Genomic DNA, 24567 nt, shown 5'->3' with positions numbered 1-24567 from the left:
TCCGATGTCCCTCGACTTGCCGAATATCGATCCTGCACAACTCCGCCCGATCGACACCCTGGCACTGGCGGGGCCCGACGGACCGGCACACCCGCCGCGGATCCTGATCCTCTACGGGTCGCTCCGGCAGAGATCGTACTCGCGCCTCCTGTCGGAGGAGGCGGCGCGCCTTCTGCGCTGGTTCGGCTGCGAAGTCCGCACGTTCGACCCGCAGGGGCTGCCGCTCCCCGATGCGGTCGAACCAGATCATCCCAAGATTGCTGAACTGCGCGAGCTTGCTGCCTGGTCGGAGGGCATGGTGTGGGTTAGCCCGGAGCGTCACGGCGCGATGACCGGCATTATGAAGGCGCAAATCGACTGGATTCCGCTTAGCCTGGGCGCCACGCGTCCAACGCAGGGCAAGACCCTCGCGGTCATGCAGGTGTCCGGCGGTTCGCAGAGCTTCAACGCGGTGAACCAGATGCGTATTCTCGGCCGCTGGATGCGGATGGTGACGATCCCCAACCAGTCCTCCGTGCCCAAGGCGTTTCTCGAGTTCGACGAGGCGGGGCGGATGAAGCCCTCTGCGCTGTACGAGCGCGTCGTTGACGTGTGCGAGGAACTGGTGAAGTTCACGTGGCTCGTGCGCGGCCGGTCCACCTACCTGACGGACCGCTACTCCGAGCGCGTGGAAAACGCGGAGGAGCTGTCCCGCCGCGTGAACCAGCGCTCCATCTGACTCTCGCCGGAGCCTGTCATGCTCGCTCTCGCGATCTTCGTCGCAACCCTGGTGTTCGTGATCTGGCAACCGCGAGGGCTCGGCATCGGCTGGTCGGCGCTTGCCGGAGCTTTGGTTGCCCTTCTCACCGGTGTTGTCGACTGGGGCGACGTCGGTACGGTTTGGCATATCGTATGGGACGCGACGTTCACTTTCGTTGCCCTGATCGTCATATCGCTGATCCTGGATGAAGCCGGATTCTTCGGTTGGGCCGCGCTTCACGTCGCACGCTGGGGCGGCGGCAGCGGGCGGCGGCTCTTCCCGCTGATCGTATTACTCGGAGCTGCGATCGCGGCGGTCTTCGCCAACGACGGCGCGGCACTTCTCCTTACCCCGATCGTGCTCGCCATCCTCCTGCGCCTCGATTTCCCGCCGAAGGCCACGCTCGCATTCACCATCGCTTGCGGGTTCGTCGCCGACACGACGTCGCTTCCGCTCGTTGTGTCCAATCTGGTGAACATCGTCAGCGCGAATTACTTCGGCATCTCCTTCGGCCGCTACGCCGCGGTCATGGTGCCGGTGAACCTCGCTTCGCTGGCTGCAACGCTGCTCGTCCTCTGGCTGTGGTTCCGCCGGGACATTCCTGCGTCGTACCCTGTCGATGCGCTTGAGGAGCCGCGAGATGCGGTCCGCGATCCAGCAGTGTTCCGGGCCGCGTTCCCGCTGCTCGGCATGCTTCTCCTTGCCTATTTCGTCACAGGGCCGATGGGCGTTCCGACGGCCTTCGTGACCGGAGCAGCAGCTCTCGTCCTGACCGCGATCGCCGGCCGCTGGATCGTCGGCGGACGGGGCGCGGTGGTTCCGCTCGGCGAGGTTCTGCGCTGTGCGCCGTGGCAGATTGTCCTCTTCTCGATCGGCATGTATCTTATCGTCTATGGCCTCGGGGATGCCGGCCTGACGGATATTGCCGCCGCCGTCCTGCACTGGCTGGCTACACAAGGAACGTTCATCGCGGCGCTCGGAACCGGCGTGGTCGCCGCCGTGCTCGCGTCGATCATGAACAACATGCCCGCAACGCTGGTCGGCGCGCTTGCCATCGATCAGGCCGAGGTGCCTGCGCTCACAAAAGAGCTGATGGTCTACGCGAATATCGTCGGCAACGATCTAGGACCGAAGTTCACCCCCATCGGTTCGCTTGCCACCTTGCTCTGGCTTCATGTCCTCGCCGGCAAGGGCCAGCGTATCACCTGGGGCGCGTACATGAAGGTCGGCTTGATCCTGACGCCGCCAGTGCTCCTCATCACCCTCGTCGCCCTGTGGGCGTGGGTGCCGTTCGCTCCCTAGTCAGCAGGCGATCATGGACCCGCAGCGCCAGAACTGCTGCCCCACATGAACAGTGTCACGGCCGACGAACTGTTTAAGAAACGGACACTTTCAGACGATATAGGAATGAGGGGCGGTGCTGTGCCTAGGAGCTTCCGCAAGCGCACGACGGAATCGCTGCCGTTCGCAATGCACGGCCTTATGTCAGGTGCCTCCGACAAAGCCGCCATTCCCGGCCTCGGATTAGCTCCCCAAGAGCTGCCATACATTCAAGTACGCACCGACACCAACAACTGGGTCGACAGCGGAACGGCCGCTTCCAAGCGTCGGCACCTAGAGGCGGAGACCAGCGCCCGCCGTAGGCCAACCACTCGGCAGCTCCAATTTGACTAGCCAAGAGCGCTTGCATAGCTCGCGCGGCTCACGATCCTCGATCGCGCCTCGAAGTGTCCCGCGCACGGCCTCAATCCTGGATCAGCATCGGACACCGGGTTCTCCACGCCCCCCGCCAGTTGCTGACGGACCAGACCCACATAGGACAGGCGCGCCAACGGTTTGCGCTTATGAGAGCGGACCAGATTGCCTGTCAGTCCTTCCTACTCGAGGGGGCACATCGCAGTCCCGACCCGGTTCTTCACTTGTTACGCAGATTTTCCAGGCCTTTCACTGCACCGAGCTTCTGGCTCGGCTGAGAGGCGTTCGTCTTCGGCTTCTCCGCCTTCGGCTTGCGAGCTTCGCGGTTCGATCTTCTTTGGCCTTTGGCCATGTTGTTTCCTTCTTTTTTGATTGAAGTACGCCCAGTGTCGATCGCGAAAGCCGGGTCCCCGTCAGTCGACGATCGCTCGCGCGGCATGGGCCCGCAGAACGGCCACGGCTTGGCGGCACCGCGCTTCTTGACGAGAGCCGCCCGCTTCCACGAGGATCGCACCTTCGCTAACGGACAAGCGCCACCGCCAATCCCCGCCCGCAAACTGACTGGCGGTCCTGCCGACGCTGTCGGTGCGGAACACGGAAAAGCGGCACAGGTGGGTATCGCTAGGGTCGGCGCATGCGGAATCATCGTTCGACGCGAAGTCGCTGGGGTCTCGACTCAGAAAATGATCGCCGGCTGCGGATCGGCCGACCGAACAAACTCCGCCCGCGCAACGATTGTCGTGAAATCCCATGTCAGATCTCCGCAGCAGGACGAAGCGTCATGCGGCCGAGCGTGGCCTCCACGCTGGCACAGCCGGCAGCGCTTTCCGTCGCGAGATCGAGCGGTCGAGCGCCTAGTTCAGCGTTATCGCTATTGAGGAAGTCGATGGCCTTCTCGCGACCGAGGAGGACGAGAGCGAGCTGTGTTATCTGGCCCTGCCGGCGCGCCTTGTCGGGCTCCAGCCTTGGAGCGCGCGACCGGTGGAACCGCGTCGTCATCACAGGCCTCGCAGCGTTCGCTTCGGCCGGGCCGCTCACGAGATGTAGCCCTGACGGTGGCGGAGCGGGGCCGACAGCAGGCAGCCTTCTAGTGCTGCGCGCGCCTCCCAGATCGGAGCTGCAGCCGCGCCAATCGCACGTTGTATGCAGCCGATGCGACCCGCTACATGCGAAGCACCAGTTTCATGCTCGTGTCGCGCGCCCGCCGAAGTCGCTTGCGAAGCTTCCATCAACAGCAACTGGTGGTCGTAATAGAGCTGGTTCAGATCCACGATCGTCTCCCTGGTCGTAAGCGGGAGCATGTCGCGTCTCTCAGCCGCAGGCGCCTACATGAGCGTTTTGCCTGCGATGTTGCATATGTGGGCCCGATGGCGGCGGATTGTAAGGTGCTGGCCGATGGTGCTTGAAAAAAGAGATCGCTGAAGTCGCAAACTCACAGGGTGTCGGTGCTTTGCGGCGATTTTCTTCGCTCGCCTTCCTGCGGCAGAGAGCGACCATGGAGCCGGGCAAACGATGCCTCGTCCATGGGGCGGGCGTCAGGCCAACGGAATGACTCCTAGGGGACTCTTGGTGATCAGGCCCACACCGGCCGCATGCGTCACCGGTCGATGCGAGCAGACAACCACTTGCATCGCGATCGATCATCCCCACCTTGCCGGGATCGCACCCCGGTTTCGAGCAACGTGCGACTGAGAGTTTGGCAACTCCCGCTCCTGCGGAGATACGCCGTGACCAACCAGTCCCCCCGAACTACTGCCCACATTACCGGCTTTTCCGCGGCTGCGGCTGAAGTAAGCCAAGCTGGCCAGACCGATGCGCGCAGAGCTGGCACGTCCGAAGAGCGCAAGATCCTTGCTCTGGAGATGATTGCCGATCAACTTGCCCTGATCCACGCCGATTTATGCTCGATTGACGATTTCGCACGTGCCGACGCGGCCAGCTGCTGCTCGGCTCCCGACAGTCTGGAAGACGCAGAGCAGGATCGGTGGGACAACGAGGGCGGCCGCTCGACCGACGAATTGGCCGAGGACGACGGCGTTATCCGTTCCATGGAGCAGCACTATGCAGTTGGTGGGTATCGCTACACGAACTTGCAGCATGCGATAGCGGAAGCGAAGCGAGCAAGAGGCACTGCAGCGTCAGGCGAATAGGTATTGCCGGAACAAAGGATCATGCCGCAGCTTGAAGCTCCGAAATGCTCCTGACGATCAGGCACACGACAATCTATCGGTACAGCAAACCCGTCGTTCTGCTCCCGCATCGCCTGATGCTGACGCCCAGAAGCAGTCACCACCTCAATCTGCGCAGCACTCGGGTGAGTACCTCGCCGGCGGCGGACATTGAATGGTCGCAGGACGTTTACGGAAACGTGATCGCGACGGCGGTTTTCGCCGAGCCCGGCGACGAACTGACCGTCTCGGGAGATATGGTGGTCGACCAGGGAGCGCCGGCCTGGCCAGTTTTCAAAGTGGCACCGCATGCGCACAGCTTTCCGTTCGGATATTCTGAGACTGCGCGATCCGCCTTGGGCGAGCTGCTAGAGCCTGAATATGACGACCCAGCGGGACAGCTCGATGCTTGGGTCAGAAGCATCGTGGCAGGCGAGCCGACCGATACCCTGTCTTTGTTGCAGGACCTCAGTAACGCCGTTCGCATCTTGGCCGCATATGTAAAGCGAGATGACGAAGGGACACAGTCGCCGCTTGAGACGTTGGGCGCTGAAACCGGCTCTTGCAGAGATTTGGCGACGCTGTTCATCGATGCTGCGCGCCACCTCGGCGTCGGCGCTCGTGCCGTGTCAGGTTATCTGTACGATCACGTTCCGGCAGACGCCGCAGACGAGGGTCAACATGGTGCCACTCACGCTTGGGCGGAGGTCTATTTACCCTGCGCGGGATGGATCGCCTTCGATCCGACGAACGGCCGGATGGGAGAAGCGCAGCTCGTGCCGGTCGCAACTGCCCGTAGCATAACGCAGATAAGGCCGGTGGAAGGAACCTTCGTGGGCGCACCGGAAGACTTCCTCAGCCTGGAAGTGGATGTCGTCGTTTCCAATGGCGGGGCTATATGATGGCTTAAGTGACAACGTGAACGCATTGGCTTCGCCGTCCGATGGAGCGCAGCACGCAGGCAAATCCTGCCGTTCGGACCAACGTCTGGCTATCTCGAAAAGTTGGAACACCTGGTTTGACGGCCGGTGTGGAAGCGATCCAAAGGCGATCAGCGGGACGCTTGAGTCTCGTGCTGGATAGCGCGGAAAGTTGCGATGCGATTTGTTCCGTCAGACCGATGTCGAGTGCGCTAGCCTGTACAAGCCGTTATTGCGCCTTGCTCCTCTCTGCGGGTTTTCCAGACATTAAAGCGAGGAACGCACTAGTGATCCGCTGAAAAGATCGCCTTATGAGCGACTCGTCGATCTATTGTAATTATTTTTCGTCCTACTATATAGGTGTTGCCTGACGTTGTTTGTGGCGGATTATGATTGCTGCAATCAGCGCAGAAGCGCGAGATCGGCTCCCAATTTTCTTTCATTCACGATGGCTCCGCAACGGAATACGTCCGTGCGGATAGTTTTTCGTACGCAGGAATATGGATTGGCGAAGGGCGGACTCATTTCGAAGGAAGGCGATCGACGAGGTCCTGCCCCGATGGCGCTTCGTCGTCACACTCGACAGTGAGCATCGCTTCATCGCCTACACGGCAGGAAAATGCGTCGTGACCGTAGTGACCGGTCGTTGACGACCGCGTACATGTAGAGAGGACGCCCACGATCCGAACAAGGGTCGGATCGCCGTTCGCGAACGCACACCCGGGCAAGCCTCGGACGTGCTCGCAAGCGCGGATACAGGGGCGCTGACACTTTAAGAAGGCGGCGGCGAAGAGCCGGCCGATTACCAAGACAATGAACCACACGATTGCGCGCGGCACGCCGCGCCCCAAACTTTCGCTGCGCTACGGCGCGGCGCATCCGCGAGCGTCGACGGAACACACGCCCGTCGCCGCGGCCATCCCCGCCATCGATCTGCGACGTATCGTCGCGACCATGGTCGATTGACACGCATATCACCCCCAGCGGCCATGCATCAGCATCCCGCCCGCAGGAGAATTGGCATGGACCTGAACCTGGAATATGCTGCGCACCAGAGTGCGCTCATGAGCGCCGATGTCGCCGGCAACGACGACAATCGGGTCGCAAAGCTCGCACGGGCCACCCGCATCGCAGGGCGCATCAGCGATATCCAACATGGGCTGGGCGCAGCGGCAGCATGTGCTTAAAGCAAGGCACAATTTGTCAATTTGGCACGAACCGACTCGGGTTCCGAAGCGGCCGTCAATGCCGCCAGGAACTGCTATACAAATCCTGCTCTCGTTGAATTTCGACGGGTATCGACGCCTGGCGCGAAAACCGGGTCATTTCGGTTTTCGCACCGTGAGTACGACGACACCCCTTCAATTGACGACGTGATGCACGGCCCGGCTCGCAATTTCGCGGGCCGAACCTAACCGTTTCTCGAAAGGAAGCGACTATGACTACTGGTACCGTAAAATTTTTCAATGGCGACAAGGGCTATGGGTTCATCCAGCCCGACGATGGCTCCGCCGATAGCTTCGTGCATATTTCCGCTGTCCAGGCGGCAGGTATGACGACGCTCGATAAGGAGCAGCGCCTCAACTACGAAGTCGAGACCGGCCGCGACGGCAAGGCCAGCGCGGTCAACCTTTCGTCCGTGGACTGAACGAATTGATGCTCCGGGCTGCCCATCGGGTGGTCCGGGGCTTTCAATTTCTACATCGAAGGAAGATCGACCATGTCACAGAATTACGATTTTCAGATTGCACGCGCGGACGACGCGGCGGCCGAGGCGGCAGGCGCTCTACTCGACAATGTGAAGCAACGCGCACTCCGATCCGAAGCGGCTTGGCGCGAAATGGCCGAGCGGACCCGTAAGATGGACGACGAGCGCGAAAAAGCGCGCGTCGAACGCGAACGACGTAGCTCTGGATTGAATGAAATCGACGCAGGCACTCTCGGGACTAACCGCTGACAGCCCCCTCAGTATTTACCGTGACTTGTGATTCTTGGCATTCGAATATCGCGTTCGCGCACGTTGAGCATATGGATAGCTATCGCCGACGAAGCGGACGTTCATGTCGCTTCAGTCTGAGCTCGAAACCGGACATCATTCCGAGCGGCACGATTTGACGGCTCCAGGGCCGGAAACCGACTGGCATCTGTGGACGCCCCCAAAGAAGCAAGGGGTAAATTCGAGTATTGGCGTAGTCGGGTGCTGCCATCTGTCCGGCCTCTTGATGCAGCGCCTTGCTGCGGGCCCGTATGGGAGTTCGCGGATCGGATTCATATCAGCTTTGCGCGCTCGTAAGGCGCTCTGCCATTCCCTGGTTTTCCGATCCGGTCTCGCCGACCGTTTTGCCATACTCTCCTTCGACCGCCTACGCCTCCCGGCGACCTCTGACGCCAGTCCCGGCTTTACGCCGCGACCGGTGCCGGAGCCCTGTAATCTTCCTCCTTGGTCAGCAGCGCCCAGACCGTGCGCGCCATCTTGTTGGCAAGCGCCACCGAGACCAGCATACGCGGCTTTCTCGCTAACATGCCTTCGAGCCACGAGCCTGCCGGCGCACCCCTGCGCGATGCCTGCCGGACGACCGAACTTCCGCCGATGATCAGCAGCCGCCTTATGGTTCGCTCACCCATCTTCGAGATCGATCCGAGCCGCTGCTTGCCGCCGGTCGAGTGCTGCCGCGGTGTCAAACCAAGCCATGCGGCAAAGTCGCGGCCCTTGGCGAAGGTTTCGATCGGCGGTGCTAGTGCGATAATGGCTGTCGCGGCGACCGGGCCGATGCCGGGGATAATCATCAGCCTGCGGGCCGCCTCGTCTGCCTTCGCCCGGCGTTCGATCTCGCGGTCGAGATCGGCGATCTGCGCATCGAGCCGGTAGAGATGATCGACCATCACCTTGAACATATCGCGCGCCGCTTCGGGCAGGGACGATGCCATTTCCTCTTCGTCGAGCAGATCGGCCAGCATCAGCACCTGCGCCCGGCCGCGAGGCGCGGCCCAGCCATATTCCGTCAGATGACCGCGCAGCGCGTTGATGAGCTGCGTGCGCTGGCGAACCAGTAGATCGCGGGTGCGGAACACCATGCCGGCGGCCTGTTGCTCCTCGGTCTTGATCGCCACGAAGCGCATACCTGGCCGCTGCGCGGCCTCGCAGATCGCCTCGGCATCGACCGCATCGTTCTTCTGCCGCTTCACGAAAGGCTTCACATATGCCGGCGGTATCAGCCGCACGTCATGACCCAAATGGGTCAACTGCCGCGCCCAGTGATGAGCCCCGCCGCATGCTTCCAGTGCAATCGTGCACGCCGGCTGCGCCGCGAAGAAGTCCAGCAGCTTGGCCCGCGTGAGCCTACGACTGAAAACCATCCGGCCCGTTCCATCCGCCCCATGCGCATGGAAAACAGTCTTAGCGATATCCAACCCGATCGTGGTAACCTCTGACATGGACGCCTCCTTCAAGTGGTGTTCAACACCTCCACTCTGGCACATCGATGCCGCCGGGGGGCGTCCACCCATCAGCTGCTTTCAGTGCGAGAAACTGGGAAAGCTGCCTCTCAAGTGGGCGAAGGTTTCTAGATTTTACTAGTCAGCAGTTCGTTTCCATTAGCATGAATACGGGCCTGCAAGCTCAATCACCCGTCTCTGCTACTCCCACGAGATCACGCCGTCCGCGGAACGCCAGCTCGCTGGCCGGATCATTTTCTCATGGGCGATTCGGACTGACCTTATCTCCGCCTCGATCTCGCGCCGCCAATGCGCGAGGAAATCGAACAGCACCGGAAAATCCGGTGCTGCATCGTATTCCTGCCAGGCATAAATCTGCAGGAGCGAGGGGTGATCCGGCATGAAATAGCAGATTTCTGCCGTGGTCAGCCCGTATCCTTCCAACTGAACCAGGAAAGCGCGGTCGGTCATTGCAGTGTGGGCTGGCTGTCTGGGCCGTCGAGCGAGCGCAATGCCGCGAATACATCGTCAACGGAAACGGGAGCTTTGAGTTCGGGAGGCTGGCGCATTGCAGGATGATTTTCGACGGCATGCCGATCGGACGCCCAGGAAGCCAGGATGGCTCGCTTCACTTCGGGTTCAAGCGAGGAATGATGCGCTACATCGAACGGATGCAGGTAGCGCGCGAATGGTTGCGACATAGGAACACCCTCCTTTCTGCCTTGCCGCTGATCACTCACTGTGGATCGCTCCGCTCACCATATTTTGTGATGCCATTTCAGACCGTCAAGACCCTGATAAGGCGTACGGAAAGTGCCCATTGGCAGTCGCAATCGGCGAGTGCCAAAAAATTTGGTTTGGACCTCTTGAAGCCGTTATCAGCAAAACTAGATCGCGCACTGCCTCCTGCCGATCATCCGGGGGAGGCGCTGTCAGTCATTTCGCTTTGTAATGGAGGTTATGCATGCATTTCCGACCTTTGCACGATCGCGTGCTGGTTCGCCGCATCGAGGCTGAAGAAAAGACGGCCGGCGGCATTATCATCCCCGACACCGCCAAGGAAAAGCCGATGGAAGGCGAAGTCGTCGCCGTGGGCCCTGGTGCGCGTGACGATTCCGGGAAGCTGGTGGAACCCGCCGTCAAGGCAGGCGACCGGGTCCTGTTCGGCAAGTGGTCCGGCACCGAAGTGCGGATTGATGGCGAGGACCTGCTCATCATGAAGGAGAGCGACATTCTCGGCATCATCGAAACCACCGCCCAACTCAAGAAGGCGGCGTAAGCAATCAACCCAATCTTCAGTTCAATCGAAAGAAGAGAAAGGAGCAGGCCAAAATGGCTGCGAAGGAAGTAAAGTTTGCGTCTGACGCGCGTGATCGCATGCTGCGCGGCGTGGATACGCTTGCAAATGCGGTCAAGGTAACTCTCGGCCCGAAGGGGCGCAACGTGGTGATCGAGAAGAGTTTCGGCGCTCCCCGCATCACCAAGGATGGCGTCACCGTTGCCAAGGAAATCGAACTCAAGGACAAGTTCGAAAACATGGGCGCGCAGATGCTGCGCGAAGTCGCCAGCAAGCAGAACGACAAGGCGGGTGACGGCACGACCACCGCCACCGTTCTGGCCCAAGCCATCGTGCGCGAAGGAGCCAAGGCGGTTGCTGCCGGCATGAACCCGATGGACCTGAAGCGCGGTATCGACCTCGCCGTCGGCACCGTGGTCAAGGACCTCGAAAGCCATGCTAAGAAGGTGTCGGCCAACAGCGAGATCGCGCAGGTCGCAACCATTTCCGCCAATGGCGACGAAACCGTCGGCCGCATCCTTGCCGAAGCGATGGAGAAGGTCGGCAATGAAGGCGTGATCACGGTCGAGGAAGCCAAGAGCCTAGAGACTGAGCTCGAAACGGTCGAGGGCATGCAGTTCGACCGCGGCTACCTCTCGCCCTATTTCGTGACCAATGCCGAAAAGCTGAAGGTGGAACTCGAGGATCCGTACATCCTCATTCACGAGAAGAAGCTGTCGAACCTGCAGGCGATGATTCCGCTGCTCGAACAGGTCGTGCAGTCGGGCAAGCCGTTGCTCATCATTGCGGAGGACGTCGAAGGTGAAGCCCTTGCTACCCTTGTGGTCAACAAGTTGCGCGGTGGCCTGAAGGTCGCGGCTGTCAAGGCGCCCGGCTTCGGCGATCGCCGCAAGGCCATGCTTGAGGATATCGCCATCCTCACCGCCGGCAATGTGGTGAGCGAGGAACTCGGCACCAAGCTCGAGAACGTCACGATCGGCATGCTCGGCCGGGCGAAGAAGGTCATCATCGACAAGGACAACACTACCATCGTCGATGGTGCCGGCAACAAAGCCGACATTGATGCCCGGGTCAGCCAGATCCGTGCCCAGATCGAGACCACGACCAGCGACTACGACCGCGAAAAGCTGCAGGAACGCGTGGCGAAGCTCGCCGGCGGCGTCGCCGTCATCCGCGTCGGCGGTGCCACCGAGGTCGAGGTCAAGGAGCGCAAGGACCGCGTCGACGACGCGCTGCACGCAACCCGTGCGGCTGTCGAGGAAGGCATTCTGCCGGGTGGCGGTATCGCCCTGCTGCGTGCGCTGAAAGCGCTCGACGGCCTCAAGGCTGCCAACGACGACCAGCAATCGGGCATCGACATTGTCCGTCGCGCGCTGCGTGCTCCAGCCCGCCAAATCGCCGAGAACGCAGGCGAGGACGGTGCTTACATCGTCGGCAAGCTGCTCGAAGGTGACGACTACAATCATGGCTTCAACGCCGCGACCGGCGAATACGAAGACCTGGTGAAGTCGGGTGTCATCGATCCGGCAAAGGTGGTGCGCACAGCGCTGCAGGATGCGGCTTCGGTCGCCTCGCTGCTAATCACCACCGAGGCGCTGGTGGCCGAACTGCCCAAGGAAGAATCGCCTGCCCCGATGCCGGCGATGGACTTCTAACAGGCTGTGGAGAGCGCGGGATCACGCTGCGCTCTCCCATCCTTCAGCGCACGGCAGTGCTGCTTAGGTGCCTGCACACGCCGTTCGGAACAAGGCAGGCTCCGAAAACGGCGACATCAGAAAATCGGTCTAATGAGAGAGGAGGAGATGATGACCGACAGGTATCTGGAGTACCTTTCACGCGAACATGCGCGGCTGGAGGACGAAATCCGGCTGGAAAGCAAACGCCCCCGGCCTGACGAAGTTCTGATTGCCCGCCTGAAGAAGCTCAAACTGGCGCTCAAGGACCAGATGCAAAGCTGGGATTCCAATCACGCGAGCAGCGATCGGCTGACCGCGTAAACGGACTGGATCCTACCATATTCTCTCTTGGAAGAGGGCCAGGCGCACCTCTATCGGTGCGCCTGGCTTCCCTTTCAAAGCACTGAAAAAACGACAACAAATTTTTAACGGGTCTTGAAACCGATTGCGCGCTTCCTCATTTTGTCAGTGCCGGATGCCATAACGGGTCTGGTTGGACAGAGGGCGTCGGCTCTTGGTTCCCGGCGCCTCTCATGCCCAGATTGCTCAATAAGGAGGATTTGGAAATGAGAACTGCATTTGATTTGACCCCCTATCGCCGCTCGACGGTAGGCTTCGATCGGCTCTTCGATGCGCTCGAGAACAGCTTCCGCGCTGAGACGCAGGACAGCTACCCACCCTTCGACATCGCCCGCACCGGCGAGGACAGCTACCGGATCACTCTGGCGGTTGCCGGCTTCCGTCCGGACGAAATCGACATCACTGCACAGCAGAACCAGCTCGTCATCTCCGGACAGAAGACCGAAAAGGACGAAGAAGGTGTCGAATTCGTTCACCGCGGTATCGCTGCCCGCGCGTTCGAGCGCCGGTTCCAGCTGGCCGATTACGTCGAAGTGCGCGATGCGAACTATGAACACGGCATGTTGACGATCTCGCTCCAGCGGATCGTCCCGGAATCGCTCAAGCCGCGCAAGATCGCCATCGAAAGCCGCGAGCATGTCAATGACGACACGCCGCAGCTGACCGAAGACAAGGCGGCCTAAGCCTCAATCACCGGGCAGATCCTCGGCGGGGTGGGTGCAATCACACCTGCCCCGCTTGCAAGGGCTTTGCCTAAACCAGTCGGAAAATAGGAGGAACGTCGAGATGGCAATTCGCGATCTCATTCCCTGGAAAAGCCAGGGCCAGGACATCGCTCCCCGGCAGGAGGAGCGGGTCGACCATCCGGTGATGTCGCTTCACCGGGATATCAATCGCTTGTTCGACGACATGTTTCGCGGGTTTTCCATGCCCTCGCTGCCGTCCATCGGACGCAGCCTTGGCAGGCCGCGTGTCGAATTGTCGGAGAACGACAGGGAAATCCGGGTCACGGCCGAGCTGCCGGGCATGGAGGAAAGGGACATCGAAATCAGCCTCGACGATCATCAGCTGGTGATCCGGGGTGAGAAGAAGTCCGAGATCAGCGACGAGGAACGCGGCTATTCCGAACGCAGCTACGGCCGCTTCGAGCGCCACATCGGTCTTCCCTCGCAGATTGACGAAAACAAGGTCGAGGCCGCTTTCCGCAACGGTGTTCTGACTGTTAGAATTCTGCGTACCTCAGAAGCGGCAAAAGGCCGCAAGACGATCCCGATCAACGCCAGTTAATTGCAGCCAAGAGGGCCGGTCCTGCCCATGGGACCGGCCCTTCTTTGTGCATCAACTTCCCGGTTCGAGTTCGAGCCTGACCGTTCGCACCTCTCCGCCGCGCATCAACGTCAGTTCAACGCTTTGCCCGACCCGAAAGTCGTCAAGGCGAGCGAGCAGGTCGCCGACCCGCGAAACAGGTTTGCCGTTCATAGCGGTAACGATGTCCCCGGGAACCACGCCGCGCCTTGTGCGCTGCGCTGCGACCAGACCGGCGCGCTCGGCTACCGACCCGGGATCGACCCGCAGGACAAAAACACCCTCGATCCCTGAAGCGCGCTTGAGCCGGTCGTTGATATTGTCGTCGCTTTCGAGGCCAAGGCTGGGCCGCGTATAGCGCCCCTCGGAAATGAGCTGCGGCACAACGCGCATCACCGTGTCGACCGGCACAGCAAAGCCGATTCCTGCCGATGCCCCGGAGGGACTGTATATCGCGGTATTGATCCCGATTAGTCGGCCAGCGGAGTCGAGTAGCGGGCCACCCGAATTTCCCGGATTGATTGCGGCATCGGTCTGGATCAGGTGCCGAATGTCGGGGCCGTTTTCGTTCGGCAGCGAACGATCCAGTGCCGAGACAATGCCCTTGGTCAAGGTCCAGTCCAGGCCGAACGGATTTCCGATCGCGAAGACATTCTGTCCGACCTGCAGGTCGCTGCTCGTGCCTATGGGCACCCGGGCAGGCGCAGTGAAGCCTGCACCGCCAATTTTTAGGACAGCAAGGTCGTGTTGTGGGCTCACACCGACCAGAGTGGCGGAAAACTGGCGACCGTCGGCAAGCTGTATTTGTGCTTGGGATGCACCCTCGATGACATGGAAATTGGTCACAATATGGCCGGCTCCATCCCATACGAGACCGGAGCCAGATCCGCGCGGCACGCTGTAGACATTACGTGTCCAGAAATCGGCAACTCGCTGCCGTGTCGATATGAAGACAACGGACTCTCGGGCATTGCGGAACAGGTCGATAGTGGCGCGTTCATCTCCGCCAAGGTCTCCGCGCGGAGTGACCATGCGTGGCTCGGCCACTGGACCCAATTGGCTGAAGAGTAACGATGCTGTTGCAGCTAGAAGCAGGGCGTTCATTATGATCAAAACCACTATCCACGGACGCGAATTTGACATTGGCTTCGTCAACGTTTGTCTCATCGCGGATAAATAGCGCCGGTTGTGCCGGGATCAACGCAATGCCTCGTCATTATTCGATCGACAAGAATGTCGGCAAACCAACCATAATCGGACATTGGTGGTGCGCATAACCAGGGCAAAGCTGCCTGTCCGCTTTCAGGCATCGTTTGGGAGAGCCTGAATGTCCGACATGGGGCGCGTGGCTGCCATCGGACATGGCCGCGACGAAGGGCAGCTATACGCAAACTGCGCCCTAAGACCTGCCGTTCCGGAGTGTCCGACGAAACCGTCGGTCGCAGAGCTCACCATGCTTGGCTGAACGAAGAGCGGCTTTCGGCTTCTCCTGTCCAAATCCGGACAGTCTACAGCGTCCGACATTGCAGCCATGTCGAGCAGGCTTAGTCGCCGTCCCCCTCGGGCGATCGGCGGCAAGATTCAACGATCGATAGGGCGCGAAGCTGCCTTGGGGCCGCGACGACCAGAGGCAGGCGCAACCTAAGCACAACAGGAAGGCCGGACCGCCGATCCTGCAGCGTGTGCGTCTCCGTGCTCTTCGTGGATCATGCGACCGTGTCCAAGGAGCCGGAGACGGGTCGGAGCGGTAGAGAGAACAGGCGTTCCGCTTGCACCAAATTAACGCGCGGCCCACCATGACGTCAGTCCGCAGGTCCGATTATTCCCACCGGTACGGCTCAAGAAGGTCTGGAGCACAGGTTCAGGCGGCGATAAGCTGATGGCCGGGTAGCGCGTATCCGCCATGCCCTGCACCACGTTCAAACACGGCCATGCTTGACTGGAAGAGGTACTGGGGCAATCATCGATGCACCTAAATCGAAAAGCTTTCTTCGTGATCGAGCTTGTGCTTATCGCTGCGCTGGTGGCGTTCATGTACTTTGGTGTGCTTTGCGCGTTTACCGGCATGGTAGCGAAGGCGTGGCACTGGGTAGCGAGTTGAACATGCTGTGCCGTGGTTCGGCTCTACGCTTTCGAGTCAGAATTTCTTCCGCACCATTAGTCGCACGGTTCGACCAAGGGGATCGATCTCGTCGCGGCTGTATCCGGAGGGAATGCTGCCATCATCCAACGTTACCCGGCGATAGCCATTAAAGAGATTTCGCACGTCGAACGAAATCTTGAGGCCCTCTATCAACGCGCTTCCTGCCGAGTTGCCGAGCAGGCGATCGGGTTCGATGAACATCGAGAGATTAAGCACGAGCGGCAGCTCGGAGAGGAAACGATCGTCGCCGGCGCGAACTCGGGTCGCACTGCTCCAGTTTCCATTCAAACTTGCACCAATCCCGGCCTTTCCTACGGTTGTCTGCACCGACACGTTGTGTCGCGATTGACCACCGTTGCTGAGCTGATCGATAGGCGGGACGCCAGGCCGGGTGAGTAGTTCGCTCTTTAGCTGCCAGCGATGATTGACCGCGAGACTGAACTGCAGCGGATCGGCATCGGGTGTGCTGCGCCGGCCTTGGCCGAAGCGCAATGCAATACCTGTCGTCAACGCGGAGTCGGTATCGTGGGCAATGTTGATGGCGCGCGCATCGACCGCAACGAGCCGTCCTTGCGCATCGCGTGTCACGCGTTCCGGAAACGCCGCCTCGATAACCGGGGTCAGCTCGGGAAACGACGCCACGTCCCCCTTCGCGATATGCTTTCGGTAGCCGATCTTGAGCGACAGCGTCTGATCGTCGAACGGCCTTATCAGGGCGCTCAAGTCCAGGCTCTGCCGGCTGCCGCGGTCGAGCTCGGGGTTGCCTCCGGTGATCCAGATCGGTTCTGCGATCTCCTGACGGGTGTAATCGAAGATCCGGTTGACCGTCGTAACGATCGGAGCGTCGAGCTGATCGAACGAGGGCGCGGTCTGGGCATATTCGAACGAGCCGCGCAGACGAAGGATCGAAATGAGCGACCAGGTCATGTCGCCGCCGAACCGCGTCTGCGCCCGTGTGTTGGTCATCGCCTGCCCCTTGAAGGACAGGTCGAGGGTTAGGTCGCCCAATGGTCCGATCGCGGATCCATCGCGGGCGGAAATCGGCAGACTAAGAGACATCTGACCGTTCAGTTGATCCCGAGCCGAATTATTTACCGAGATGAGTTCCTCGCCGCCGTCGTTCTGCCGGCTTCGCGTCCGATTATGGCTAGCGTTGGCAGTCACGCTCAGAACGACCGGGCCGGCGGGCAGACCGACAATATTCTTCCGGATGTTGAGCCGGGCGCTCAGATTCTCTCCGCGTGTGCGATTGCGGTTAGAGAGCAGCAGGCCGTCGTCCCACGGGCCGTATGGATTGAAGTCGGACTCGGCATCATCGATCAACTGCTGGATGTGTTCGACGTCGATCCCGCTCTCGAGGAGGTTGTCCGCCCAGTTGCGCGAATAGCTTGTCGCTAGGCTCGTTCGCCAGTCTCCGATTCTGCCATTCAGCGTCAGCGATGCGCTCAGCGATTCCGAGCTATTGTCGGTGCGCAGCGCGCGCTTACCGGAGAACGGACGCGTGAGGACAATGTCGTTGGCGAAAGGCGACGAAGGATGGCCGGCGGGAATGACGATCGATGCCATCGGGAGGCCGCGCAAACCCTCGCTGCTGCTGCTGTTGGCGCTGAGGTTCAACGATGCGGAGAAGGCGCCCAGCGGGCGCGTAATGCCGACACTGAGCGAGGCATTGCGCCGGCTCGATCGCAGGGTTTCGAAGGCGTCGGGATCGACCGGATGACGAAGGCCTGCGGTTGCGACGAAGTCCTCGAGTGTCGGCAAACCTGACCCTATGTCGCCGGGCATAGCCGCGACGGTGACGTGTTCTCCCACCGCAAAGCTCAGGGCGGGATCGATCTCCCCGCCTCCAGCGCGCCGGATATAGCCGACGCTGTCGAAAGCTCCGTCTTGCGCGGGAATATCCCTCGCGTCCTTACGCAGGGCGCTGTCACGGCCGATCCTGGCTTGGACATTCCAGCGGGTTTCGCCGCTAATTGCGGTACGCCCGAGAGAAAGATCGCCGCCATACTGGCCGCCGGCAGTGGCGAACTCCACGCCGGCGTCGGCGCTTAGCATCGAGAAGTGCTTCTTGAGCACCAGGTTGACGACGCGCTTGCCGGTCGGCTCACCATAATGTGCGGCGGCCTCAGGCTTCAACACCGTGAGGCGGTTTAGCGCTTCAGCAGGATAGGAAAGAATCGAGCGCTCGAAGCCGACTGGTTCGCCGTTGATGAGGATGACCGGCTCTTCTCCGCTCGGGTCGATAAAGGGAGCCAGACGATCCAGCAATTCCTGTATGCTGTCGGCGTCCTGGCTGGCAATTTCGGCTTCATCGAACTCAGTCTCGGCGGCAACCTCCGCCTCGCCCCGACGGCGGTCGGCGGTGACGATAATGTCGCCGGGGTCGCCAAGTGGGTCGGACGCGATGCCGCTAACATCCGGCTGAGCGGTTCCTTGCGAAACCCACCCCGCCTCGACGCCCCCCATAATCGCGTGAGCATGGGCCGAGGACGCAAGGGCCGCCGTGCCCAGCAACGACGCAACAAAAACTCGGTTCAGCGCAAGCACATTGTGACCGCTCATCTGATCATTATGTCTGGCTAGTGCTGGCAGCGGTTCGCCGCTGGCGACCGGAAAAGGCCGCACCGTTACAGCGGTGCGGCCAGTAGCTTTCCGTCGACGGGTGGATGCCTCGATTGGTTCTGTACTAATCGAGGCGTCCACCAACCAATTCGAACGATCGTCACATCATCAAGGTACGACGTTGATATCGGGGGTTGTCGACAGATTGGCCAGGACGACGCAATCGGGATCGACGGGCGAGTTGAACTGGATCGTCGACGGTCCCGAGCCGTTGTTGATGACCGTGAACGGAAGCGGGCCAGCGTCGGAACACACGGGAGTGCCGGCAAGGCGAACGACGAGATTGTAAAGGCTCCCCGTGCCGCCGGTGCCGGTGGACGTATCGATCTCGAAGGTAGCGCCGCCATCGACGGTCAGGAGCGGGCAGTTGCCCGGCCCCGTATTGGTCCCCCGGTGATGGTACCGCCATCGGCGACGCCGCCGCCGACGTCGGGTCCGGTGGTACCGCTCAGCGTCAGAGTGCAGGATAGCGATGTCGCACCCTTGGTAAGCTGTGCCGGGCCAATCGCATCGAAATTCGTGTTTGCGGGCGAGATGTGTTGTGCAAGCGCCGGGGTCGCGGCCATGCTGCCAGCGGCGAGCGCCCCAATGCAGACAAGTGTAAGCCTTTTCATTGCATTTCTCCTCTTAATTTCGGCGTTCGCCGATTTTAGAATTGATCGCGGTCGAGTAACAAACCCCGATCAACTACCACTCCACTGAGAGTGATCTGTGAGAACTCCGTTCCGGCTTGGTCGCCGGGAAATGAGGCTGCCGTTCGGCAAGAAGGCCATCAGCCGCTGCGCGACCGACGGCATTTGCACAGCCGGGAGAGATAGGCTGCGTCCTTGCATGCTCAGAAACTCTTGGTGACACTAAATCCGACTAGCCGCGGGTCCAGGGTGAAGACATTGGTCGTCAAACCACTATCATCGCTGTTGATGAACGCGTCCGTGATGGGCGTATTGTCGAACAGGTTCTTGACATACAATTGGAACGCTAGGCCATCGACGGGCCGCTCAAGTACGATCGACAGGTTGGTATTATCCCAGGCCCGCAGCCGGTCGATCGCGGTGTTGTAGACGCGTGCCCAACTCTTGCCTTGGCGATAGTAGTCACCGCGCAGCGTGAGCTCCCAATCATCGACTGGAATGGTGTATTGCGCGCCGATGTTGAAGGTCCAGTGCGGCGAATTCGGCAACTCGTTCCCACCGAGATCGGCGTAGAAGCCGCGTCCCTGATTGGGTCCATCCACGGCGGGGTCGTAGGTCACACCGTAGATGATCGAGTTGAAGCTTCCCGGCATGTAGTTGCCATTGTATGACGCGCCGCACAGCGGGCTTAGGATCGCCATCGCGTTGAGATCGTTGAACAGCGGACTGCTGACCAGCGTCTCGACGATTTCCCGAGGCGCGATGCAGTTCGATGCAAGCTGGATCCAGGGCTTGACCAGAACCCAGTCGGGATTCCCCTGCGTCCGGTTCATGACATCAATCGACTGCATGCCGTTGGCGATGCGACTGTCCAAGTACCCGAGGTTGGCGTTGATCCGGAAGCGCGGGGCGGGCTGCCAGACTGCCTCCAGTTCGGCCCCCCAGATTTCGGCATCGTAGTTTTCGTTGAGCGCCAGCCGGTCTACGATCTGCGAGACCTGATAATCCTCGTAATCATAATAGAACGCGTTGGCGTTAAGCGTTAGACTGCCATCGGCAAAAGTATTCTTCATGCCTATTTCGAATGCATCGACGCTCTCGGGCCGGAAGGTTTCGGGTTGCGGGAAGAACTGCAGCCGCTCGGGATTTGCGTCGATGCTGGGAGGGTTGGCCCCGCCCCCTTTGTATCCGCGTGCGTAGGAGGCGTACAACAAGGTGTCGTTGGTGAAGGACAGGTCGGGCTGCCAGTCGACGACCATCCGCCCCGTCAGTCGTCCCCACTTCTGAACGATGTCAGGTGAAACCCGGTAACCTTGACTGACATAGCCGCTGCCGAATATGCCGGGCGCAAGAAGCAGCTGACTCTTGATCGGGGTCGCTGTCTTCTTGTCCCTCGTATAGCGCAGCCCGGCCGTCACCTTCAGCGTATCGCTGGCCTGCCAGTATAGCTCACCGAACGCGGCGAGAGACTCCGTTTTGGCAAGGTTTCGGCTGCGGAAGTAGTTGTGGCCGTCGCCGTTAATCTGATCGAGCGGGTTGGGGTCGACATATACGCAGTTGCTCGGATCGGCGAGCTCAGCACAGTCTTGAACTACGCCACCGAAGTTTCCGTTGCCGAATGTGCCCTGCGCGAGGGCCGTGAACAGGTTGTTGAAGACAAAGTAATCTTCATCGATTTTGAAATGGAGGTAGTTTGCCCCGACGCTAAAGTTCACCGGCCCCGCGTAGGCCGACTGCAACCGAAATTCCTGATACCATTGCTTGCTGTGAGACCGGACCATATCGACACCGAGAATGGCGCTTGATGGGCCAAGCTGCGGGTCGGTGAAAATTCCTCCGGGGGACAAACCGTCGGTGGGAAGAGGGTTACCAAACAGATCCCTCAGATCACGGGAGTCGTTGAAGACGGGCCCGGAGTTGAAGCGATTGTAGTCCTGCGTGGAGAAGTAGTAATCCTTGCTGTAAGCGGTCTGGGAGAACAGGGTAAGGTCACGGTTCAGATCGAATTCTATGTTCAGCTGATAAACGTCGTTCTTCGCCCGGAAGGTTGGGTCATAGGCCGTGGCAATCTCGCGCAGATCGCGGGATTGCGTGATTCCGGCATATGGATCGACGGGATCTATTAACCCGATCGCGGGTGAACCAAACGGGGCTCCGGGAACAAAACCGAGCTGAACGGTCCACGAGGCAGCGTTGACGTAGGGTAGCGACAGACCGTTTGGCACGCCGTAAGCATCGTCGTCGTAAAGTGATCCCGGCAGGCAACCCTGGCTAAGCTCACCGCGCGTAAGCGCAAGATCGGTGATGTCGCGCCCGACCATCGTCGGTCCGGGGTCTGTATGGCACAGCTGCTTACCTGTCCGCGAGCGGTCGTCGTCCTCCTCGAAATGCTCCCACACCGCGTTGACGCGGAGGCGGTCGCTTGGCTCCCAGGCCGCAGTGAGGCGCGTGGACCAAAGGTCGCGGCCATTCACGCGCTGGCCGGTCACTGTGTTGAAATCAAAGCCGTCACGTTTGGTCAGTGCGCCGGCGGCCCGGAGAGCGAAGGTTTCGCCGACCGGCACATTGACCATCGCACTCATCCGGCGCGTCTTGTAATTGCCCACCTCGGCCTTGACCCGGCCATCGAACTCGCCGAATTCGGGCTTCGCCGTGATCATGTTGACGACGCCGCCGGTTGCGTTGCGGCCATAGAGCGTGCCTTGCGGCCCACGCAGCACTTCGACGCGCTCCACATCGAAATATTCCTGCTCGAAAAGTCGGTTGCGAATGAGAGGCGTGTTATTGAAGCTGATTGCAACGGCCGGGTCGGACGTGACTGACAGCGCCTTGGTGCCCACCCCGCGGATCGAGAAATTGTAGCTCGCGAAATTGGTCTTCGAGAACGCGACGTTGGGAACGGCACGCATCAGTTCAGACCCACCTTCAATCTTCTGCTCGTCGAGATCCGCGCTCGTGAGTGCCGTAACTGCGATAGGTACGTCCTGGATCGATTCTTCGCGCTTCTGCGCGGTGACGATGATTTCGGCCGGTGCTGCCGCGACAGGACGGGGAGCGGCGCTCGGTGGGGAAGCGGGCTGCGATTGCGCTTGCGTGACCACGAAAACACGACCGTCGCGCCGATAGGTCAGTCCCGTGCCTTTCAGCAATGCCCGCAAAGCAGCCTCAGGGCCGGCCCGGTCGCTGAAACCCGGCGTCCGCTTGCCGCGGACAAGCCCAACATCGGCCATGATCGTCATGCCGTTCTGTACGCCGAAATCGCGCAACGCGCTTTCAAGCGATTGCGCCGGAATATTATAGGTAATAAGATTCTCGCCCGCCTGTGCGGGCATTGCTGTAGCGGCCAATCCTACAACGGCCACGCTGCTCAAAAGAACTTGCTGCAGCGCAGATGCACCAAAATGCATGTATCCCTCTCCCATGTTATTTTTTTGTATGTTGGGAGTTGCCCCCCAAGGTATTCGATGTGGATTGCCCTAACACTTCATAGGACGCAAAATATGCGAGACAGGGGGGTCGCCGGCCGACATTTTTTCGGAAATCCTCGCCTGCCGTAGGGGAACCTCAGAAAGAATTTTTTTAGTAGACACAGATTTCGACCCCCCTAGCCGCCGGTTTGCGCGTCTATTCCTTTAAGTGCCAATGCATCGGGGTCATCGGTGGAAACTTAGAATGAACGGGAAGTTTGGCGAGCACTGTCGGATCCGGCCTCTCGGGAGCGTTCGCTGACGATGGCGTCGGTACAGCCACGGCCAGATTACGGCGCCTGGATGACAGCGTACGGACCAGGTCTTCGCCGCTATTTTCGGCGCCGCGTTCCCGATCAGGATGTCGATGATCTGGTGCAGGATGTTTTCGCCCGGCTCCAGTCCGCCCAGGCAAATGACGCGATCGAGAATGTTGAAGGCTACCTGTTCAGAACCGCGCACAATGTGCTGGTCAGCCGCTATCGAGAGCAGGCAGCGCGCATCAGCCTGCTGCATGGAGATTGGGACGAGGGCCACGATCCCGCCGATCCGCTTTCCCCCGAACGCATCGCGATCGGACGAGAGGAATACCAACGCGTGCTCACAGCAATCCGCGATCTGCCCCCGCGGACGCGCGAAGCCTTCGAACTGCACCGGTTCGAGAACCTGACCTATCAGGCGATCGCCGAGCGAATGTCCATTTCCAGAGAATCCGTGAAAGACCTCATGCACCGCGCACTTGTCCGCATCGCCGAAGATCGGGAGACCCACCGATGACCGGCGCGCAAGCCAGCGGTTGCGCCAAGCTTCGATCCGAAGCGGCAGACTGGTACAACGAGCGCCTCGCAGGCGATATGACGGCGGAGGACGAAGTTCGTTTCCGCGACTGGATCCGCCAATCCGACGCGCACCGCGGCGCCTATGAGGCGATCGACCGAGCGTGGTATGTCGCCAGCACCGCGGCGCCTGATCTTGTCCCGCTGGAGAATCCCCTGCCGGCCCGCGCCGGGTCGAGCCGTTCGAAGGTTTTCGCTGCGGCTGCGTCGATCCTGCTCGTCGGAGGCATCGGATGGCTGTCCCTGGGCGACCTCCCGTTTGGCGAGCGTGATCATCCGGCGCAGGCTTTCCAGACCGACACCGGGCAACGTGCCACTATCACGCTTCCCGACGGATCGGTCGTAAAGCTCGATTCCGAAACCGACATGCGCTTCTCGGATCTGCCCGATGAGCGCCGCGTGCAGCTGCTCCGCGGCCGCGCCTATTTCGAGGTTGCAAGCGACCGATCGAGGCCATTCATCGTCCATGCCGCCGGCAAGACCGTGCGTGCGATCGGAACGGCCTTCGAAGTCAGCATGGATCGCGGGGAGCTGACGGTCGTCCTGGCCGAAGGAAAGGTCAGGGTCGAGGACGCGACCGATAACGGAAGCGGCACCGGCACCGATATGACTCCGGGACGCCAGCTCGTGATCGATACCGATCGGCGCTGGACACTGACCAGCGCCGACGTGGCGAAGGAAACCGGCTGGACCGAAGGCCGCCTCATTTTCATGCACGATCCGCTGTCGGAGGCCGTCGCCGAGATGAATCGGTACTCGACGAGAAAGTTGACTTTCAGGGATGGGATGATCCCTGACCGGGAGATCGTCGGCGTGTTTTCAGCGGGCGATGTCGACGGCTTTATCAAAGCGCTGGAACTCAATGGGATAGCAAAGCAGGAATCTTCCACAAATGACGAGATCATCTTAGTCGAACCCTGATGAGCGTCATCGCCAGGCGCTGCGCGCCCTGAAGCCACCGATCGATGTGCCCTTCGTCTCAGGGTCTTCGAAGATCGGAATGCGCATGTCGGATCTCCCTCTCCCCGAGGGACCACCTGGGGTCGATGCCGACACTAACCTCTCCAAGGATCGGCATCGGCTCTCCTTTGCTAGTCGCCACGATGACGGGGTGTGAGCAGCCTTCTGATCGCCGGAGCGGCGATCCTGCGAAGCGGAAGATCCCTGAGAAACCCTCGCGCTATGGCGGCGACGCGGTAGAGGAACTTTCGATCAAGGAACGCATGTGATGGAATAACGCTCTCGGTGGCCGGATTTTCGTAACAAGTTTAG

The 24567-nt window shown here is 60.5% G+C and carries 26 protein-coding genes; 15 read left to right on the top strand and 11 right to left on the bottom strand.

Annotated features, from left to right (window positions below):
• Nucleotides 1-4: 4 nt before the first annotated feature.
• Together arsH and T8T98_RS03660 are read left to right on the top strand one after the other, a co-directional pair.
• Nucleotides 5-718, top strand: coding sequence for an arsenical resistance protein ArsH (gene arsH, locus T8T98_RS03665; RefSeq protein WP_322295841.1), 714 nt, complete (start codon nt 5-7; stop codon nt 716-718).
• A gap of 18 nt (nt 719-736) precedes the next feature.
• Nucleotides 737-2041, top strand: coding sequence for an arsenic transporter (locus T8T98_RS03660; protein ID WP_322295840.1), 1305 nt, complete (start codon nt 737-739; stop codon nt 2039-2041).
• 613 nt (nt 2042-2654) lie between these two features.
• Here T8T98_RS03660 and T8T98_RS03655 read toward each other — a convergent pair.
• From T8T98_RS03655 to T8T98_RS03640, 4 genes are all read right to left on the bottom strand, one after another.
• On the bottom strand, nt 2655-2786 hold the full coding sequence (locus tag T8T98_RS03655; RefSeq protein WP_322295839.1) for a hypothetical protein: 132 nt from the start codon (nt 2784-2786) through the stop codon (nt 2655-2657).
• A gap of 61 nt (nt 2787-2847) precedes the next feature.
• Complete coding sequence (locus tag T8T98_RS03650) at nt 2848-3186, bottom strand: hypothetical protein (RefSeq protein WP_322295838.1); 339 nt, start codon at nt 3184-3186, stop codon at nt 2848-2850.
• A 1-nt stretch (nt 3187) separates the two neighbouring features.
• Complete coding sequence (locus tag T8T98_RS03645) at nt 3188-3433, bottom strand: antitoxin Xre/MbcA/ParS toxin-binding domain-containing protein (RefSeq protein ID WP_322295837.1); 246 nt, start codon at nt 3431-3433, stop codon at nt 3188-3190.
• Nucleotides 3434-3468: 35 nt separating this feature from the next.
• Nucleotides 3469-3705: a hypothetical protein gene (locus T8T98_RS03640; protein ID WP_322295836.1), complete on the bottom strand. Its 237-nt coding sequence runs from the start codon at nt 3703-3705 to the stop codon at nt 3469-3471.
• A 456-nt stretch (nt 3706-4161) separates the two neighbouring features.
• On the opposite strand from T8T98_RS03640, the gene T8T98_RS03635 reads away from it, so the two are divergent.
• The 6 genes from T8T98_RS03635 (at nt 4162) to T8T98_RS03610 (ending at nt 7479) form a co-directional block, all read left to right on the top strand.
• On the top strand, nt 4162-4584 hold the full coding sequence (locus T8T98_RS03635; protein WP_322295835.1) for a hypothetical protein: 423 nt from the start codon (nt 4162-4164) through the stop codon (nt 4582-4584).
• 44 nt (nt 4585-4628) lie between these two features.
• Complete coding sequence (locus tag T8T98_RS03630; RefSeq protein WP_322295834.1) at nt 4629-5504, top strand: transglutaminase family protein; 876 nt, start codon at nt 4629-4631, stop codon at nt 5502-5504.
• An 831-nt stretch (nt 5505-6335) separates the two neighbouring features.
• Nucleotides 6336-6488, top strand: coding sequence for a hypothetical protein (locus tag T8T98_RS03625; RefSeq protein WP_322295833.1), 153 nt, complete (start codon nt 6336-6338; stop codon nt 6486-6488).
• Nucleotides 6489-6544: 56 nt separating this feature from the next.
• A complete protein-coding gene (locus tag T8T98_RS03620; RefSeq protein WP_322295832.1) occupies nt 6545-6709 on the top strand; it encodes a hypothetical protein in 165 nt (54 codons plus the stop codon).
• Between the two features lie 251 nt (nt 6710-6960).
• Nucleotides 6961-7170: a cold-shock protein gene (locus T8T98_RS03615; RefSeq protein WP_203111598.1), complete on the top strand. Its 210-nt coding sequence runs from the start codon at nt 6961-6963 to the stop codon at nt 7168-7170.
• A gap of 72 nt (nt 7171-7242) precedes the next feature.
• Complete coding sequence (locus T8T98_RS03610; protein WP_322295831.1) at nt 7243-7479, top strand: hypothetical protein; 237 nt, start codon at nt 7243-7245, stop codon at nt 7477-7479.
• Between the two features lie 443 nt (nt 7480-7922).
• Here the strand turns inward: T8T98_RS03610 and T8T98_RS03605 are convergent, their stop codons facing one another.
• From T8T98_RS03605 to T8T98_RS03595, 3 genes are all read right to left on the bottom strand, one after another.
• Nucleotides 7923-8957 (bottom strand): IS110 family RNA-guided transposase, encoded by a 1035-nt coding sequence (locus T8T98_RS03605; RefSeq protein WP_322295830.1) that lies wholly within the window; start codon nt 8955-8957, stop codon nt 7923-7925.
• 201 nt (nt 8958-9158) lie between these two features.
• Nucleotides 9159-9428 carry an usg protein gene (locus T8T98_RS03600; protein WP_007013261.1) on the bottom strand — a complete coding sequence of 90 codons (270 nt, stop codon included), beginning with the start codon at nt 9426-9428 and terminating at the stop codon, nt 9159-9161.
• Nucleotides 9425-9658 (bottom strand): hypothetical protein, encoded by a 234-nt coding sequence (locus T8T98_RS03595; protein ID WP_119512010.1) that lies wholly within the window; start codon nt 9656-9658, stop codon nt 9425-9427. Before T8T98_RS03595 ends, T8T98_RS03600 begins: the two co-directional genes overlap by 4 nt.
• Before the next feature lie 263 nt (nt 9659-9921).
• Between T8T98_RS03595 and groES the strand changes: the two genes are divergently transcribed.
• The 5 genes from groES to T8T98_RS03570 all read left to right on the top strand — a co-directional run bounded on the left by groES (nt 9922) and on the right by T8T98_RS03570 (nt 13577).
• Complete coding sequence (gene groES, locus T8T98_RS03590; RefSeq protein ID WP_119512009.1) at nt 9922-10236, top strand: co-chaperone GroES; 315 nt, start codon at nt 9922-9924, stop codon at nt 10234-10236.
• A gap of 53 nt (nt 10237-10289) precedes the next feature.
• Nucleotides 10290-11909 carry a chaperonin GroEL gene (groL, locus tag T8T98_RS03585; protein ID WP_119512008.1) on the top strand — a complete coding sequence of 540 codons (1620 nt, stop codon included), beginning with the start codon at nt 10290-10292 and terminating at the stop codon, nt 11907-11909.
• 147 nt (nt 11910-12056) lie between these two features.
• Nucleotides 12057-12251 (top strand): DUF465 domain-containing protein, encoded by a 195-nt coding sequence (locus T8T98_RS03580; RefSeq protein ID WP_407675077.1) that lies wholly within the window; start codon nt 12057-12059, stop codon nt 12249-12251.
• 245 nt (nt 12252-12496) lie between these two features.
• Entirely contained in the window at nt 12497-12973 is a 477-nt protein-coding gene (locus T8T98_RS03575; protein WP_194956656.1) for an Hsp20 family protein, read from the top strand.
• A 103-nt stretch (nt 12974-13076) separates the two neighbouring features.
• Nucleotides 13077-13577: an Hsp20/alpha crystallin family protein gene (locus tag T8T98_RS03570; protein ID WP_322295829.1), complete on the top strand. Its 501-nt coding sequence runs from the start codon at nt 13077-13079 to the stop codon at nt 13575-13577.
• Between the two features lie 51 nt (nt 13578-13628).
• Here T8T98_RS03570 and T8T98_RS03565 read toward each other — a convergent pair whose 3' ends face one another.
• From T8T98_RS03565 to T8T98_RS03550, 4 genes are all read right to left on the bottom strand, one after another.
• Nucleotides 13629-14699: a S1C family serine protease gene (locus T8T98_RS03565; RefSeq protein ID WP_228766251.1), complete on the bottom strand. Its 1071-nt coding sequence runs from the start codon at nt 14697-14699 to the stop codon at nt 13629-13631.
• A 1033-nt stretch (nt 14700-15732) separates the two neighbouring features.
• Nucleotides 15733-18300: a porin family protein gene (locus T8T98_RS03560; RefSeq protein WP_147391765.1), complete on the bottom strand. Its 2568-nt coding sequence runs from the start codon at nt 18298-18300 to the stop codon at nt 15733-15735.
• 168 nt (nt 18301-18468) lie between these two features.
• Nucleotides 18469-18615: a hypothetical protein gene (locus T8T98_RS03555; protein WP_322295828.1), complete on the bottom strand. Its 147-nt coding sequence runs from the start codon at nt 18613-18615 to the stop codon at nt 18469-18471.
• A gap of 580 nt (nt 18616-19195) precedes the next feature.
• A complete protein-coding gene (locus tag T8T98_RS03550; RefSeq protein WP_322295827.1) occupies nt 19196-22399 on the bottom strand; it encodes a TonB-dependent receptor domain-containing protein in 3204 nt (1067 codons plus the stop codon).
• A gap of 324 nt (nt 22400-22723) precedes the next feature.
• Between T8T98_RS03550 and T8T98_RS03545 the strand changes: the two genes are divergently transcribed.
• Together T8T98_RS03545 and T8T98_RS03540 are read left to right on the top strand one after the other, a co-directional pair.
• A complete protein-coding gene (locus tag T8T98_RS03545; RefSeq protein WP_228766248.1) occupies nt 22724-23236 on the top strand; it encodes an RNA polymerase sigma factor in 513 nt (170 codons plus the stop codon).
• The gene (locus T8T98_RS03540; RefSeq protein ID WP_322295826.1) at nt 23233-24216 is read left to right on the top strand and encodes a FecR family protein; all 984 of its coding nucleotides are present in this window, start codon (nt 23233-23235) and stop codon (nt 24214-24216) included. Before T8T98_RS03545 ends, T8T98_RS03540 begins: the two co-directional genes overlap by 4 nt.
• Nucleotides 24217-24567 lie beyond the last annotated feature (351 nt).

It is taken from the genome of Pelagerythrobacter marinus, from assembly GCF_034375205.1.
GTDB classification, from domain to species: domain Bacteria; phylum Pseudomonadota; class Alphaproteobacteria; order Sphingomonadales; family Sphingomonadaceae; genus Pelagerythrobacter; species Pelagerythrobacter marinus.
This window is presented reverse-complemented; position numbering and strand designations above follow the sequence as displayed.

Bases quoted from the DNA above. Each gene is read 5' to 3' on its own strand.
- arsH (WP_322295841.1), top strand. From the start codon at position 5: ATGTCCCTCGACTTGCCGAATATCGATCCTGCACAACTCCGCCCGATC.
- T8T98_RS03660 (WP_322295840.1), top strand. From the start codon at position 737: ATGCTCGCTCTCGCGATCTTCGTCGCAACCCTGGTGTTCGTGATCTGG.
- T8T98_RS03655 (WP_322295839.1), bottom strand. From the start codon at position 2,786: ATGGCCAAAGGCCAAAGAAGATCGAACCGCGAAGCTCGCAAGCCGAAG.
- T8T98_RS03650 (WP_322295838.1), bottom strand. From the start codon at position 3,186: ATGGGATTTCACGACAATCGTTGCGCGGGCGGAGTTTGTTCGGTCGGC.
- T8T98_RS03645 (WP_322295837.1), bottom strand. From the start codon at position 3,433: ATGACGACGCGGTTCCACCGGTCGCGCGCTCCAAGGCTGGAGCCCGAC.
- T8T98_RS03630 (WP_322295834.1), top strand. From the start codon at position 4,629: ATGCTCCTGACGATCAGGCACACGACAATCTATCGGTACAGCAAACCC.
- T8T98_RS03625 (WP_322295833.1), top strand. From the start codon at position 6,336: ATGAACCACACGATTGCGCGCGGCACGCCGCGCCCCAAACTTTCGCTG.
- T8T98_RS03620 (WP_322295832.1), top strand. From the start codon at position 6,545: ATGGACCTGAACCTGGAATATGCTGCGCACCAGAGTGCGCTCATGAGC.
- T8T98_RS03615 (WP_203111598.1), top strand. From the start codon at position 6,961: ATGACTACTGGTACCGTAAAATTTTTCAATGGCGACAAGGGCTATGGG.
- T8T98_RS03610 (WP_322295831.1), top strand. From the start codon at position 7,243: ATGTCACAGAATTACGATTTTCAGATTGCACGCGCGGACGACGCGGCG.
- T8T98_RS03605 (WP_322295830.1), bottom strand. From the start codon at position 8,957: ATGTCAGAGGTTACCACGATCGGGTTGGATATCGCTAAGACTGTTTTC.
- T8T98_RS03600 (WP_007013261.1), bottom strand. From the start codon at position 9,428: ATGACCGACCGCGCTTTCCTGGTTCAGTTGGAAGGATACGGGCTGACC.
- T8T98_RS03595 (WP_119512010.1), bottom strand. From the start codon at position 9,658: ATGTCGCAACCATTCGCGCGCTACCTGCATCCGTTCGATGTAGCGCAT.
- groES (WP_119512009.1), top strand. From the start codon at position 9,922: ATGCATTTCCGACCTTTGCACGATCGCGTGCTGGTTCGCCGCATCGAG.
- groL (WP_119512008.1), top strand. From the start codon at position 10,290: ATGGCTGCGAAGGAAGTAAAGTTTGCGTCTGACGCGCGTGATCGCATG.
- T8T98_RS03580 (WP_407675077.1), top strand. From the start codon at position 12,057: ATGATGACCGACAGGTATCTGGAGTACCTTTCACGCGAACATGCGCGG.
- T8T98_RS03575 (WP_194956656.1), top strand. From the start codon at position 12,497: ATGAGAACTGCATTTGATTTGACCCCCTATCGCCGCTCGACGGTAGGC.
- T8T98_RS03570 (WP_322295829.1), top strand. From the start codon at position 13,077: ATGGCAATTCGCGATCTCATTCCCTGGAAAAGCCAGGGCCAGGACATC.
- T8T98_RS03565 (WP_228766251.1), bottom strand. From the start codon at position 14,699: ATGAACGCCCTGCTTCTAGCTGCAACAGCATCGTTACTCTTCAGCCAA.
- T8T98_RS03560 (WP_147391765.1), bottom strand. From the start codon at position 18,300: ATGAGCGGTCACAATGTGCTTGCGCTGAACCGAGTTTTTGTTGCGTCG.
- T8T98_RS03550 (WP_322295827.1), bottom strand. From the start codon at position 22,399: ATGCATTTTGGTGCATCTGCGCTGCAGCAAGTTCTTTTGAGCAGCGTG.
- T8T98_RS03545 (WP_228766248.1), top strand. From the start codon at position 22,724: ATGGCGTCGGTACAGCCACGGCCAGATTACGGCGCCTGGATGACAGCG.
- T8T98_RS03540 (WP_322295826.1), top strand. From the start codon at position 23,233: ATGACCGGCGCGCAAGCCAGCGGTTGCGCCAAGCTTCGATCCGAAGCG.